The 15,645-nt window shown below is 41.3% G+C and carries 11 protein-coding genes; 7 read left to right on the forward strand and 4 right to left on the reverse strand.

The features are described from left to right. Nucleotides 1-93: 93 nt before the first annotated feature. The 6 genes from EC328_RS00490 to EC328_RS00515 all read left to right on the forward strand — a co-directional run bounded on the left by EC328_RS00490 (nucleotide 94) and on the right by EC328_RS00515 (nucleotide 8,707). On the forward strand, nucleotides 94-1,875 hold the full coding sequence (locus EC328_RS00490) for a sigma-54 interaction domain-containing protein (RefSeq protein ID WP_128424977.1): 1,782 nt from the start codon (nucleotides 94-96) through the stop codon (nucleotides 1,873-1,875). 256 nt (nucleotides 1,876-2,131) lie between these two features. Beyond that, nucleotides 2,132-3,358: a diaminopropionate ammonia-lyase gene (gene dpaL / locus EC328_RS00495; protein WP_128424978.1), complete on the forward strand. Its 1,227-nt coding sequence runs from the start codon at nucleotides 2,132-2,134 to the stop codon at nucleotides 3,356-3,358. An 11-nt stretch (nucleotides 3,359-3,369) separates the two neighbouring features. Continuing rightward, nucleotides 3,370-4,554, forward strand: a complete 1,185-nt coding sequence (locus EC328_RS00500; RefSeq protein WP_128424979.1) for a YgeY family selenium metabolism-linked hydrolase — start codon at nucleotides 3,370-3,372, stop codon at nucleotides 4,552-4,554. Between the two features lie 27 nt (nucleotides 4,555-4,581). Beyond that, entirely contained in the window at nucleotides 4,582-6,060 is a 1,479-nt protein-coding gene (locus tag EC328_RS00505; RefSeq protein ID WP_128424980.1) for a sodium:solute symporter family protein, read from the forward strand. Between the two features lie 37 nt (nucleotides 6,061-6,097). After that, nucleotides 6,098-7,678, forward strand: a complete 1,581-nt coding sequence (locus tag EC328_RS00510; protein WP_128424981.1) for an N-acyl-D-amino-acid deacylase family protein — start codon at nucleotides 6,098-6,100, stop codon at nucleotides 7,676-7,678. A 99-nt stretch (nucleotides 7,679-7,777) separates the two neighbouring features. Beyond that, entirely contained in the window at nucleotides 7,778-8,707 is a 930-nt protein-coding gene (locus tag EC328_RS00515) for a DNA-methyltransferase (RefSeq protein ID WP_128424982.1), read from the forward strand. On the opposite strand, the gene EC328_RS00520 is transcribed toward EC328_RS00515, so the two are convergent. The 4 genes from EC328_RS00520 to EC328_RS00535 all read right to left on the reverse strand — a co-directional run bounded on the left by EC328_RS00520 (nucleotide 8,699) and on the right by EC328_RS00535 (nucleotide 12,138). Continuing rightward, nucleotides 8,699-10,165, reverse strand: a complete 1,467-nt coding sequence (locus EC328_RS00520) for a sensor histidine kinase (RefSeq protein ID WP_240671497.1) — start codon at nucleotides 10,163-10,165, stop codon at nucleotides 8,699-8,701. The genes EC328_RS00515 and EC328_RS00520 overlap by 9 nt on opposite strands. Beyond that, nucleotides 10,140-10,829 (reverse strand): response regulator transcription factor, encoded by a 690-nt coding sequence (locus tag EC328_RS00525; protein ID WP_128424983.1) that lies wholly within the window; start codon nucleotides 10,827-10,829, stop codon nucleotides 10,140-10,142. The genes EC328_RS00520 and EC328_RS00525 overlap by 26 nt, the downstream gene beginning before the upstream one ends. Then, nucleotides 10,822-11,382: a DUF4342 domain-containing protein gene (locus tag EC328_RS00530; RefSeq protein ID WP_128424984.1), complete on the reverse strand. Its 561-nt coding sequence runs from the start codon at nucleotides 11,380-11,382 to the stop codon at nucleotides 10,822-10,824. The genes EC328_RS00525 and EC328_RS00530 overlap by 8 nt, the downstream gene beginning before the upstream one ends. Before the next feature lie 123 nt (nucleotides 11,383-11,505). Next, nucleotides 11,506-12,138, reverse strand: coding sequence for a YfjL-like protein (locus EC328_RS00535; protein ID WP_128424985.1), 633 nt, complete (start codon nucleotides 12,136-12,138; stop codon nucleotides 11,506-11,508). A 229-nt stretch (nucleotides 12,139-12,367) separates the two neighbouring features. On the opposite strand from EC328_RS00535, the gene EC328_RS00540 reads away from it, so the two are divergent. Further along, on the forward strand, nucleotides 12,368-15,559 hold the full coding sequence (locus EC328_RS00540; RefSeq protein WP_128424986.1) for a DEAD/DEAH box helicase: 3,192 nt from the start codon (nucleotides 12,368-12,370) through the stop codon (nucleotides 15,557-15,559). The last annotated feature ends 86 nt before the right edge of the window (nucleotides 15,560-15,645 follow it).

Genomic DNA, 15,645 nt, shown 5'->3' on the forward strand with positions numbered 1-15,645 from the left:
GGGGATTTTATTTGCACCTTTTTTGATTAACTAATATAATATAGTCGTCGATCAATGGCGACAAGAATCAGTAGCATATAAAGGATGATAATAATGAGCTTTCAGCTTACAACAATTCAGGATACAATCCAGGAGTACGCAAAGGTAATAGCACAGGTTTCAGGAGTCGACGTTGAAGTGGTCGACAACAGACTTTACAGAGTGGCAGGAACCGGGCTATATGCAGGTGAAATAAACCAGGACATGTCGACAGAAGGCTACGTCTACAAGCATATCCTTTCTACGGGGGAGACCAAGGTCATCTATGACCCCGGCAAGGACTCGCTTTGCTGCAACTGCCCCAGCAGAAACAACTGCCAGGAGACGGTTGAGATCTCCATGCCTATTAAGGTAAGGGATGAAATAATCGGCGTAATAGGACTCGTTGGGAGTACTGCGGAACAGAGAGACATGCTTATAAAAAGAGAGACTCTCTACCTTGAATTCGTAAGCCAGATGGCCAACTTCATAGCGGCAAAGGCCATAGAGGAAAAGGACAAGGAGATAAAGACCTCCATAATTGCCACCCTCGACAGCATAATAAATCACATGGACCAGGGTGTACTTATGGTTGGCAACAATGGGATAGTAAGGGGCAGCAACGAAAGCGCCAAAAAGCAGCTGGGTATGACATCGCTGGAAGGGTTGAACCTTGAGATAGTAAGCACAGGAGATAAGCTGATAAATTCATCAGAATTCATACTTAAAATAGGTGATGCTGAGGTACCCGCCATGGGCGAGATCTATCCCCTGGGTACTAGAGATGACCAATACACAAGCATATTTGTGTTTAAGAGCATCAAGACGGTTCATTCAGATCTATACGACGTAACCTCCTTTCATAAAAGCTATGAGACGAAAAATATAATCGGAAAGAGTCACGCAACCCTTACGCTTATAGACAATATTGGAAAAATCGCTGAATCAAACTCCACTGTCCTCATCACAGGAGAAAGCGGGACAGGTAAGGAGATGGTTGCTTCAGCCATCTGGAGAAAAAGCGACAGGAGAGACCAAAGATTCGTTGCAGTTAACTGTGCAGCCATACCCGATGCACTCCTCGAAAGCGAGCTTTTCGGTTATGTCAAGGGAGCCTTCAGCGGAGCGGATCCCAAGGGCAGGATCGGGAAATTCGAGCTTGCCAATCAAGGTGTAATATTCCTGGATGAGATAGGAGACATGCCGATCTACCTTCAAGCTAAGATATTAAGAGTCCTACAGGAAAAGACCATCACGAGAATAGGATCGAACCAGTTGATCCCGGTTGACATACGAGTGATCGCAGCTACCAATAAGGACCTTAAACAGATGATGCAGCAGAAGAAGTTCAGGGAGGATCTTTATTACAGGCTCAATGTAATTCCTTTGCAAATAAAGCCTTTGAGGGAAAGAACTGAGGATATAGAAGACCTGGCAAACTACTTCATAGCAAGGTACAGCAAGCTCCTAAATAAGCCGTTTTCGAGGATAGAAACCTCAACAATGAACAAGCTGAAGGTACACAGCTGGGAAGGAAACGTTCGAGAGCTTGAAAATACAATCGAGTTTATGGTCAATATGATGGATCGGGATGGAGTAATAAGAGATAACACACTGCCAATGGACTTCTTCAATGACAACAGAGAGGCAGTGTATCCAACTGAGGATACAGAGAGCATAACCCCGCTAAAGGAGCTGGAATACAGGGAGATACTTAAGGCTTCGAGGCTTTATGGCGACTCCACAGAAGGGAAGAAGCAGGCTGCTGAGAGCCTGGGTATAAGTCTTGCCACCTACTACAGGAGATTATTTGAAATAGAGGCATCGGATTTTCTCAAATTGAGAAATCAATTCTAGAATTGAGAATGAAATATCTCCAATTTTTTGTTGATTAATCCTTCATCAGATTTAAAATCAGGCGCTGATAATTTAAAAATTATCGGTGCCTGATTTATTTTTGCTGTGGTAAACATTGAAATAAAGGCAAATCATAATAATGATCCTGCAAATGTTTTCATAAAAAACAAAAGCTTAACGATGTTGGCACGGAACTTGCTTTTATATATGGCATAGATGGATTTAATATCCTCAGAACATTATAAGGAGGAGGCAAATGAAGGAAACCTTTAAAATAGTACAGTTTGAAAGAAAGACAGGGGAGAAGAGCTCTCTTGAAATTCTAAGTGAAAAGGTATCAAAGGAAGTCATGGACTTTCACAAAAGCTTTCCCATGTACTCAGAGACACCTCTAAGAGACATGAAAAATCTTGCCGGTGAGCTTGGTTTGGGAAGGATCTATGTAAAGGACGAGTCCTACAGATTCGGACTAAATGCCTTCAAGGTACTTGGAGGAAGCTATGCGATCGGCAACTACCTTGCTAAAAAGCTAGGTAAGAGTATCACAGAAATGCCATACAACGTTCTGATATCCGACGCTGTCAGAGAAGAGCTTGGTGAAATGGTATTTGTAACAGCGACAGACGGAAACCACGGAAGAGGCGTCGCCTGGACTGCAAATCAGCTGAAGCAGAAATCAGTTGTTCTGATGCCAAAGGGAAGCTCCCTTGAAAGACTTGAAAATATAAGAGCAGAAGGGGCAGATGCTTCCATAACAGATCTAAACTACGACGATGCTGTTAGGAAAGCAAACGGCATTGCAGAGGATAATGGCTGGGTAATGGTTCAGGATACTGCTTGGGCAGGCTACGAGGATATACCCACCTGGATCATCCAAGGCTACAGCACAATGGGCTATGAAGCATTCGAGCAGCTTAAAGCAATCGGCGAAGAGAAGCCGACCCATATCTTCCTTCAGGCAGGAGTAGGCTCCATGGCTGCAGCGATAACAGGATTATTCTCCTCTATCTATGGAGAGGATAGACCGATAATAACTATAGTTGAACCAAACAAGGCAGACTGTCTGTATAGAACTGCTGAGGCAAACGACGGACAGCTCAGAGTGGTATCAGGAGACATGGACACAATTATGGCTGGACTTGCCTGCGGAGAGCCTTGCACGATCGGCTGGGAGATACTTAAGGACTACACCGACTTCTTCATATCATGTCCTGATTTTACTGCAGCAGAGGGAATGAGAATGATGGGCAACCCTCCAAGGGGAGATGAGAAGGTCATTTCCGGCGAAAGCGGAGCGGCAACACTAGGCTGTGTAGCAGAAATAATGACAAACGAAAACCTTGCATGGATGAGAGAAAAGCTTCAATTGAACGAGTCATCAAGAGTACTGTTCTTCAGTACAGAGGGTGACACCGACAAGAAAAGCTATCAGGATATAGTTTGGAACGGCAAGTATCCAAGCTACGAGAAAAAACAATTTTAGGGGTGAATAGGATGCTAAGTAAGGAAAGAGAGGAAAAGGTAATAGCTCTCTGTCAGGAGCTTGTTAGAAACCAAAGCTACTCAGGTCAAGAGGACAAGGTAGTTGAAGTTCTTAAGGAGAACTTCAAGAAAATGGGCTTTGATGATGTTGTAGTAGATCATTACGGAAACATCATAGGCCAGATAAAGGGAAACAGACCTGGGAAGAAAATAGTGTTCGACGGACACATCGATACAGTGCCGGTATCAAATGTAGATGAATGGACTTACCCTCCATTCGGAGCAGAGATAAGCAATGGAAGGATCTACGGCAGAGGCACAACTGACATGAAGGGTGCAGTAGCAGCAATGGCATGTGCAGCAGCCAACTTCGCAGAGGACACAAACAAGGACTTCGCAGGGGAAATCTATGTAGCAGGAGTAGTCCACGAGGAATGCTTCGAGGGAGTTGCAGCAAGAGCAATAAGCGAAAGAGTAAAGCCTGACTATGTAGTTATTGGTGAAGCATCTGAGCTTAACATTAAAATAGGACAAAGAGGAAGAGGAGAGATAGTGATCGAGACATTCGGAATCCCCTGTCACTCCGCAAATCCCGAAAAGGGAGTAAACGCAGTATATAAAATGGCAGAGGTTATCCAAAGGATCAGGACCCTTGAGCCTACTCACCATGACGTACTAGGACCTGGGATCCTGGAGCTTACAGACGTAAAATCAAGCCCCTACCCCGGAGCTTCAGTAGTACCTGAGTACTGCAGAGCGACCTATGACAGAAGACTTCTTGTTGGCGAAACAATGGATAGTGTTCTGGAGCCAATAAATAAGCTACTTGATGAAATGATGGCAGCTGATCCACAGCTTAAGGTTAAGGCATCCTATGCAGTTGGGAAAGAACTGTGCCACACTGGTAACCATATAACAGGTGAAAGGTTCTTCCCGGGATGGCTTTACGACAAGGAAGAAGCCTTTGTTCAGGACACCTACAACGAGCTTAAGAGCATGGGCTTCGACCCAATGATAACTCAGTACAACTTCTGCACCAACGGAAGTCACTATGCCGGAGAGGCAGGTATTAAAACCCTTGGAATCGGTCCGTCAAGAGAAAATCTTGCACACACCGTTGACGAATACATCGAGATAGAGCAGCTGACCAAGGTAACAGAATGTTACTACGGCGTAATGAAAGCACTTTTGAAGTAAAAATTACAGACTACAGGAGGACAAATAATGAACAGCACTCAAATAACGGCATTGATCATTATCCTAATTTACATGGCTGCAACAGTTGTGATCGGTCTATACGCTTCAAACAGAAAGAAGAATAAAAAAGAAAAGCAAAGCAACGAGGATTTCCTAATGGCCAGCAGATCACTTGGACCCTTGGTTTTGGCAGGAACACTTTTTGCTGCCAATACCGGTGGAGCAAGTACGACAGGTATTGCTACAAACGTACTTAAATACGGATTATCAGCAAGCTGGTATGTAATAGCGGCAGGTATCGGTTTCGTGTTAGTATCCTTTATTGCACCCTACTTTAGAAGATCCTCAGCAAGTACAGTACCTGAGATCATAAGCAAAAGATACGGAAAAGGCTCACACATAATAACAGCAATAACATCGATAACAGCGCTTTTCATGGCAACAGGAGCTCAAATAATCGCTACGGCATCAATAATCAATGTGCTTACAGGTTTTGAGTTCAACATAGCGGCAATAATAACGGCAATCGTAGTAATTCTTTATACAATGGGCGGAGGCTACAAGTCAGTAACTGCAGCCAACCTTATGCACGTAATGTTTATTACAGTAGGTATGACCATAGCAATGTTTATCATAGTAAATAACGAAGCAGTTGGAGGCTTCTCAGCACTTTTTGAGAAGGCAAGGGCAATGAGCGACGCATCCGGCAACAACATGAACCTTGTAAGCATGACAAAGATAGGACTACCAACAATAATAGGCTACATAGCCATGTACTTCATGACCTTCCCAACCGGACAAGAGATAGTTCAAACCTATTGTTCAGCTAAGGACGGAGCATCAGCAAAGCTTGGTTCAATAATAGCAGGATTAGTATCAGCAGCATACGCAATAGTACCTGCAATGATCGGTCTAGTAGCATATGTTTGCATCGACGGATTTGGAGTAGACGGACCACAAAAGAACGCATTGGCACAGGCGACTATCACCTTTGCACCTGCAATAATAGCAGGGATCGTCCTTGCAGCAGTAGTTGCGGCAACCATGAGTAGTGCATCAGGAAACATGATCGGTACAGCAACCATGTTTACAAACGACATCTTCAGACCATACATCAACAAAGGCGTAAAGGACGACGCTAAGGAAGTCTGGATATCAAGAATAGCAATGGTTATCGTAGGTGGTGTTGGCCTAATAATAGCAATAACAGCATCAAACATCATCAGCGTAATGATGGGTGCATTCGCTCTTAGAAGTGCAGGACCATTCGCAGCATTCATATGCGGCATATTCTACAAGAACGTTACCAAGAGAGCAGGCTTCTACTCGATATTTGCAGGAACTGCTGTTGCAGCTTACTGGATCTACGCACTTAAGACTCCTTACGGACTAAACGCAATGGTACCTGGAGGATTAGTAGCATTCATAGTAATATTCCTTGTTTCAGCTATTGACAAGAAGATGGGAGTCAAGCCTCTTCCAATGATCGAGTTCACAGAGAAATAAATCGATTATTTCACACAAAAATTACAGGGGTGAAAAGATGAAAATACTTATTAAAAACGGTTTGATAGTAGACGGCAGCGGAAAAGAAAGCTACCTAGCCGACCTGCTGATAGACGGTGAGAAGATAGAAAAGATTGGAACAGACCTTGTAGCAGATGGCGCGAAAGTAGTAGACGCCAAGGGAATGGTAGTTGCTCCTGGCTTCATAGATACCCACAGCCACTCAAGCATGCTAGTATTCAAGGACTCACTACTAAGTCCAAAGATAAAGCAGGGAATAACAACTGAGCTTGTTGCTCAGGATGGTATGGGACCGGCTCCTGTAAACGAAGCTACCCTGTCACCCTGGAAAAAGGCTATGAAGGGACTTGAGGGCGAGTACGACGTAGAGTGGAGCTGGAGAAGTGTTGCAGATTATCTTGAGGTAATCGAAAAGCTTCCACTTGGACCAAATATTGCATACCTTGCACCACACGGAAACGTTAGAATGGTCTCCATGGGTCTTGACAACAGAAAGCCCACTGAAGAAGAAATGAAGCTGATGCAGGCAAACCTTGCAAAGGCCATAGATGAAGGTGCATTTGGAATGTCGACAGGAATGATCTATCCTCCTTGCTGCTATGCAGATATAGACGAGTTCATCGAGCTTGGAAAGGTCCTTCACGACAAGGACGCACTATTTGTGACTCATCAGAGAAGTGAGGCAGATTCTATCCTCGATTCAATGGAGGAGATACTAACCATAGGCAAGGAATCAGGTTGCAAGGTCCACTTCTCACACTTCAAGGTGTGTGGAAAGAATAACTGGGACAAGTTCCCCAAGGTCCTCGACAGACTTGACAGAGCAAAGGCAGAAGGAATGACAGTATCCTTCGACCAATACCCATACGTAGCAGGAAGCACAATGATGAGTGTTATCCTTCCACCATGGGTACATGACGGCGGAACCGACAGACTTCTTGAAAGACTGCAGGACGCTGATCTTAGAGAAAAGATGAAGGAAGACATACGAAAGGGTATCCCTGGCTGGGACAACTTTGTGGACTTCGCAGGCCTTGACGGAATATTCGTCACCTTCGTAGGCTCAGATAAAAACCAGGATGTAGTAGGCAAGAGCCTTGTTGAAGTAGGTCAGATCAAGGGCAAGGAGCCATTGGATGCAATATTCGATGTAATCCTTGAGGAAGAAAACATAGTAGGACTTGTTGACTTCTACGGAACTGAGGAGCACGTGAAGCTTATCATGAGCAGACCCGAGCAAAACGTGTGCACAGACGGCATCATGGGAGGGAAACCTCACCCAAGACTATTCGGAGCATTCCCAAGGGTCCTTGGAAAATATGTAAGAGATGAAAAAGCCTTCACTCTTGAGACTGCTATTTACAAAATGACAGGTAAATCAGCTCAGGTACTTGGACTTAAGGACAGAGGTCTTCTTAAGGAAGGAATGGCAGCAGACGTAGTTCTATTCGATTTCGATAAGATAATCGACAAGGGCGACTACACTGATCCAAACCAGTTCCCTGAGGGAATAGAGTATGTAATAGTAAACGGTGAAATGGTAATCGAAAAGGGACAGGTAACAGAAAACCGCCCTGGAAGAATACTGAAAAAATAACATAGATATAACTAGACCCTGGCTTCTAAATTGAAGCCGGGGTCTCTTATATGCTATAATCAAGGACAAGAAGTATAATTCTTACAGGGAGCTGATTAAGTGGCTAAGATAAAAGCTGGAAGAAATAAAACTATAGATACTAGTATAGATGAAGGCAAAAAATATCTGGATAGATGCATTGCAATAGAAAAACCAATCGATGACATAAATTCAATCCTGGATAAAACCATTATCGGGAACTCCTTTGATGTAATGGAACTGCTTCCAGTAAAGAGTATAGATCTTATCATAGCAGATCCCCCTTATAACCTCACAAAGTCATTCCACGGAACACAGTTCTCCAGGAAAAAGGAGTCGGAATATGAGGATTATACTAGGCAGTGGCTTTCCAAAGCTATCCCACTCCTAAAGGATGACGGATCTATTTATGTTTGCTGCGACTGGGAAACGAGCCTTATCATAGGCCGCATACTTCAGGAATACCTTATAGTCAGAAACAGGATAACATGGCAAAGAGAAAAGGGAAGAGGTGCAAAGGCCAACTGGAAGAACGGCCTTGAGGACATTTGGTTTGCGACAAAATCAAACAACTACACCTTCAACCTGGATGCTGTAAAAATAAGAAAAAAAGTAATAGCTCCATACAGAGTAGACGGGAAGCCTAAGGATTGGACTGAAACAGAAAATGGAAACTACAGAGATACATGCCCCTCCAATTTCTGGGATGATATCACCATACCATTTTGGTCCATGCCTGAAAATACAGCTCACCCTACGCAGAAATCCGAGAAGCTCGTGGCCAAAATCATGCTAGCCAGCTCAAATCCTGGAGATGTAGTATTTGACCCATTTTTAGGATCAGGCACCACAAGTGTTACGGCTAAGAAACTCGACAGACACTACCTTGGTATCGAGCTTAATGAACAGTATTGTATTTGGACAGAGCAAAGACTGGAGATGGCAGATAATGACGACTACATCCAAGGGTATGTAGACGGAGTCTTCTGGGAAAGAAACGTACTAAATTAAAGCCTCAGGGAACACGATCGATATCCTTGTTCCAATGTTGACCCTGCTGTGGATCTCAAAGAAGGCTCCATGCCTTTCAATGATCCACTTAGCAATTGCAAGCCCCAAGCCTGACCCGCCGCTTTTTCTGGCCCGGGACTCATCCGAGCGGTAGAACCTGTCAAATATATGAGGTAAGTCATCTGGCGGTATACCAATCCCTGTATCCTGAACGACAATAACGACCTTACCATTGCCCTTGGTTACCCTAAGGGCAATTTCCTTGCCTTCTTGGGAATACTTGATGGCGTTATCAACCAGTATCCTGATGCTCTGCTTAAACAACTGCCTGTCTGCCTCAATAAATGCAGGAGAACTAAGCTCAGTCTTAAACAGGTGACTCTCATCTATCATTTGAGCCTCTCTTACTATTTCATCCACTATCTCGCTGGTATCGAATCTCTCCATATTAAGCTGGATCGTCTCATTATCTCCCCTTGCAAGAAAAAGAAGCTTCTCAACCAGATCCTTCATATTACCTATTTCGCTTTTTATCGCATCTATAGATTCCTGCCTTGTTTTTTCATCGTTTTTGCCCCACCGGTCCAAAAGATTTACATACCCTTGAATAACTGCAATGGGAGTCCTTAGCTCATGGGACGCATCAGATACGAACCTGACCTGTGATTGGTAGGACTGGTTTATCCTGTTCAGCATACCATTGATTGCATAGGTAAGATCCTTCAATTCATTCTGGGAGCTGTCCACAGATATCCCCTTGTCCAGCCTGTTGACATCGATGCTGCTTAATTCCCCTGCAATTGCCTTAAGGTACTTCTCATCATAGGGCTTCATCGTCTGAAGAGTCCTTGTGGTCTCAGCAAGATCTGCAAGAGGCTTCAAGGTCTCCCTTACGACTCTATGGCCCTTTACCGTGTGCTTAATAAGCATGAGCGACTCCGCAATAAGGAGAATAAAAAGAATTTGTAATAGTCCATACACCTCAGGACCAATATTATATACGAACCTGTAATATGAGAAGTCTTTCTCAAAGCCAACGGAGTACCTGATATTCTCGATCCTCTCCCTAAGGGGAGCAGGAAGTTCCATAGCTCCCGTAAAAACATCCCTTTCTGCATCCTTTATATGGAAGGGTAGAAGTTCCTGGATGTCCCTATGAAGCGTAGTTCCCTCTTCAGGGGCTACTGTCATAACCTCAAAATCAAGCATAGGGTAGTGTACCGATCCCTCATTAAAGCCCGAAGCAGCCAGGACGTTGTACGAATCCTCAATAATGACCTCTGCTCTCCATAAAACAACAAAAAACCCCATCAGAAATACGAGGGTATTAACTGCCATAAATCCAGACAATAACCTTCTCACCATTTCCAGATTGAGTTTTAGTACAAGCGAAGATCTTATTCTGTTTGAAAAGCTTTCCTTGCCTTTATCCTTATTGGTCCTCATCTTTGATTGCATACCCCACTCCTCTTACAGTCGAGAAGATTTTTGTTCCAAAGGGCTCCTCAAGCTTTGCCCTTAAATACCTTATATACACATCAACCGCATTGGTTCCCCCTGAAAAGTCGTAGCCCCAGATCTTATCAAGTATGGTTTCCCTGGACAACACTATGTTCCTGTTCTCCATAAGAAGCTCTAGGAGATCAAACTCCTTCTTTGTCAATGGAACCACTGTACCCTTAACATGTACCTCTCTCTTCTTAGTATCAAGACTAAGCTCTTTATACACCATTATATCCTTTGTCTGAGCCTGGCTGCCGGGTTCTTTCTTCCTCAATAAAGCCCTGATCCTTGCCAGAAGCTCTTCAATGGCAAATGGCTTCGTGATGTAATCATCCGCACCGCTGTCAAGACCAGTTACCTTGTCTACCACAGCATCCCTGGCAGTAAGAAGTATAACAGGTATATCTGATGTCTGCCTGATACGCCTTAGAACCTCAATTCCGTTTAATCCCGGAAGCATTATATCAAGAAGAACAAGGTCGAAGGGGCTGGCCTTGACCATGTCAATTCCAGCCCTTCCATCATATGCCTTTTCCACTTCATAGCCCTCGTACTGAAGCTCCAGCTCTACAAACCTAGCCAGTTTTTCTTCATCCTCAACTATTAGGATCTTAGTCATTTTTGTTCTCACCACTGAATTCTTTTTTTAGGTTGTCTACTACGTCAGATACCTGATCCATAGTACGATTTACTTCTTCCTTGCCAAGCTCCGGTCCAGAGAAGGAATACTTATATCCGAAGAACAATCCGATAATCATCAAAGGAACTGTGAACCAGAATGTAAATAGAAGCAATATTACAAGCACAGTTACCGGCAATGTCATGGTGCTCTGCCCGTTCTTTGAAACCTCGAATATGTTTCTGTTCCCCTTATGGAACAGCTTGCCCACAAATGTGGTGAACCTGTTTACTAAATCAGAGAACGAGGATGAAGTCTTCTGAGTTGACTCTGTACCCGCCTTAGCCTCAGAGCTCTTTTGTTCCCCAGTCTCCCCGGCATCCTTTGTGCTATAATACCCACCGCCCTTGGGAGGTTCTATTCTCCCCTTCTTCTCAAGATTTATGATCGCCTCCAGAATGTCGCCGTTAGTTTCCTCCAAGGCTTCCTTGGCCTCGTTGAATGTAATATCGGCATACCTTCTTAGTTCTTCTACTTGTTGTAAAGTTACCATTATACACACCTCCTACTATTTTCTATGTCTTTATTATAGTAGTGGAAGATTCAAACACAATTTAAGTAACATTAAAATCACATTAAAAATTCGTTTATTTTCTCTCATTTTATCAAAGCAAAATCAGTTAGGCAACACCACTTGATTATGATGGTAATCCTCTCCATCAAATACCCCAACCCTTATAACAATACCTCCTATGGGGAAGGTAAGTTTCTCTTCAATTCTTTCAACTATATCCATGAATACAGGGTCTGTTTCAACCGGATCTGTCTTCTCAACATCCCAGCTAAAGTCGATCTTATAATGATTCAAGGCTAATCTCTTATTAAGATCACCCTCAAGAAGGCCAGGCGAATCATATTCTTCAAATACATTCATCTTGTAGTCCAGGTAATCATAGTCTGAACCAAGAGCTTCCATTACCAGATCACTTAGAAACCTTCTCGCTCTAAGTTCACCATAAGCGTCATTACGTTCAGTCTCATAGAGTGTGGTCCTGAAGCTCCATTCAGAGTCTGATTCGGGATGCATGGTAAATGAAAACTCATGCCGCTTATAATCATAGCTTGTATATGTTACCTTGAAATCCTCACCATACTTCTCTTCATACAGCTTCAACAGAGCTCTTTTTTCCTGCCAGCCTTCTATAGGGTTCCCGGAGAGCTGGATGTAGAAGTTGACGGCAAAGCTTAAAATAACCAGTAGAAAAGACGCAATAATTAGGAGGAGGAGCTTTTTAGTTTGTTTTTTCATGGGTTCACATCCGATCTGAAATATCATTCTGGTATTTAGATACCCAAACCTAAAACATATTCAAGAAGAGCAAGTAATAAGGCATGGCTTGAATGAAAAATTCGGGAAGTAGAGTAAATTATAAATGCTGTGGAAATAGGATGGAAAATTCAGACAAGTTTGTTATACTGTAAATATAAGCTATTTTAGTCATTAGTTCTCTACTTATTTGATCAGAAGGAGTGAAACGATGGATAAAAAACTATACGTTCTTAAGGGATTTGAAAGATCTTTTATTGAGGAATTTGATCAAGAACCACTAATTAACAATTCACTGGACGATAAGATTGATATTCGGATACTTAATGATGATTACAAAAGAGAACTAATGAGTCGATTGCTTGTGTTTACAGGCTTCAAATTTGCGACCTACGAGGAATTTGTACTAATTCAAGAACTCGGAGAGGAGTTCATTAGATTAGCACAGGTCGAAATAATAATCCTTAAGAATCTGGTCTATCCTGACTACTATCCAGTAAATCTAATAGATGAAGGAATGAGTACTTTACTTGATCTAGCTTATAGCTATTTTAATACTTCCTCTGAGGAATTTGAAATAGATGAAGAATTATCTAATTTACTTAGATTTTATGGAAACATTAAATACATAGATGGTAAATACTATATTTCATATAAAAATCAAGAAAGAGTACTGGATAACATAAGGACAATTGAATACCCAGAGAGTTTAGAGGATGATGTTCTTAGAAAGCTAGAAAAAACCACTAACGTAAGTACAGAGATTATATTTGAGATAAACTCTGAAATTGAGAGTTATCTTAGAATTGTTGAAAGCCTCAATAGCCAAGTATTCAAGTCAGTTGGTATAAAAATAAATGATCAACTATATTTCAATAAATACCTTCAACAAAACTTCAATGCACTGGTTAATAAATTCAATGATATAAAATTTATGATCGTTAGTGATACTGTCTCAGCTAAGACTTACAGGAAAGATTTTGATGAATACCTCGAGGATATTTGGGGATACAGCTCATTTAAAGAGCTTCAGGTATATCAGAATCCAGATGAGAACAAAGATGTTATATCCGTTTCCCAAGGCCAGATTATTGAAGACATTGTGAACCAAGCAGAGAGAGCCTTTAATAAGGAGAACTTCCAGGATGTTTTTATTACAGCTCCAACAGGTGCTGGGAAATCAATTATATTCCAATTATCTGCTCTTTATCTTGCCAATGAATATGACAAGCTAACGATAATCATCTCTCCTTTAATAGCTCTTATGAAGGATCAAATCAAGAATCTTCACAAGAATAATATTGAAAATGCAGCCTATATAAATTCAGAGTTGAACTTTATTGAAAAAGAAAATGTGCTACAAAAGATAAGATCTAAGGAGATAGATATTCTCTACCTCTCGCCAGAAACTTTGCTATCATATACGATCGAGAACTTCATAGGTGATAGAGAAATAGGCCTTTTCATTATAGATGAGGCTCATATTGTCACGACTTGGGGTAAGGGCTTTAGGCCAGACTATTGGTATTTAGGCAAGTACCTCTCTAGAGTACGTTCAAAAAACCAAATATTCCCAATCGTAACCTTCACGGCAACTGCTGTATATGGTGGAAATGACGACATGTATGATGAAACAATAGAAAGCTTAAATATGAAGTCTACAATAAAATACCTAGGAAGAGTGAAGCGAGACGACATAAACTTTGATATTAATGTTGATCTAAATCCGAAAAGCAAGGAACAATACGAGAATGATAAAATAGAAAAAATGCTTTCTAGGTTTAATGAATATCTAAGTGAAAATAAAAAGGTAATTTCATATTTCCCTTATGCATCGATCGCTGAATCCATTAGTTATGATAAGCATTTCTCAGCAATAAAGGACAAGTTTACGGTATATACTGGACGTTTGCACAAGACTCAAAAAGATATTTCGGAGAAGGACTTCTCCGGTGGCGAGAAGCCCATAATGTTAGCAACAAAGGCATTCGGTATGGGAATAGATATTAGTAACATAGAGGTAGTATATCATTACGCACCGACTGGGAATCTAAATGATTACGTTCAAGAAATCGGAAGGGCTGCAAGGGATGAATCAATAAAAGGAACTGCATGTATAGACTTCATGACTAAAGATTTTAAATTTGTAAATATGCTCTTTGGTATGAGCTCAATTAAGCAGTACCAGGCAAAGGCAGTACTAAAAAAGCTATACAATGTATATTCAAAGAGGGAGAAGCAAAATTTCTTGGTAACACCAAATGATTTCTCCTATATCTTCTCAAAAGACAGCAAAAGTGGTCCAGATGACTTGGAGAGGAAAATTAAAACAGTGCTTCTAATGTTAGAAAAGGACCTTGAACAAAGCTACGGATTCCCGGTGCTCATTTCAAGGCCAAAGAGCATGTTTTCGAAAGCCTTTGTTGTATTAGATAAGGATGTAGACCAAGAAATTCGAGATAGTAAATATGGGATGTATTTCGATAGAATCCAGAACGGCAGGAACAATCACAAGGAGGGGGCTTGTACTGTAACTGATTTTGGGGACATATATCTTTTCAATCTTAGAAAGCTTTGGGAAGACCATTTTCCAGAAATGAGCTTTGCAAGCTTTAAGTACCATGTTTTCAGTAAATCTGACGAACTAAAATTTAATTACTCGAAAAATATTCACCTAAGGTATAAGATAGGAATTCAGACAAAGAATGGTCTAAAAATAAAAGATCTTAAAAACCAATTAGCCCTAGAGATTGATAAAATAAATAGGATATTAGATAACTACAAAGATTCAGGGAAGATGTTTACAGTACAGGAATTTGCTTCAGATATAAATCAGATCTATAACAACAGAGAGAAGGCACATTCTATAGCATCATCTTATATAGATCTTATTTCTCCAATTACGGATCAAGGGAAATTCATTCAAAGAGCGATAGAGTTTAATAGCAGCTTTAACAAGTACAGAATCATTAATAGAACCTACAACATGGTAAAAAGAGATATAATATATAAAAGCGATATTATTCGCAGATTGGATACAGATGATGATCACCTTAATCTATTTTATCCAAAGTCAAACAAAAAGGATTTCGATCTTTTCAGAGGCTTATACCTACTTGAGATATTTGACCTCGCAAGCTATGAAATTCTCGGTGGGGAGAGCCCTGAGATTTTTGTACGTCTAAATGATCCCCTAAAGGTAAGAAGGCTGACATCGGAGAACTTTAATTATCGTAATGAAATACTTCAAGCTGTCAAGAAAAGACACGAGAATTCAACCAAGATTCTAAGAAAATTTTTTGTTGATCTTAAATCAGATAACGATAGATGGAATTTTATTGAGGATTACTTCTTGGGATATGATCTTGTTGATGATATTGAGAGTGAAGCTATTGAAGACTAAACCAATAGTCGCGTAGAGTCTTTGAAATAACCCATGCTTATTTTGTAAAGACTGAATAAGTATTATATATAGATATAATTGATACT

Origin of the sequence: Gudongella oleilytica, from assembly GCF_004101785.1 — a bacterium.
Lineage (GTDB): Bacteria > Bacillota > Clostridia > Tissierellales > Tissierellaceae > Gudongella > Gudongella oleilytica.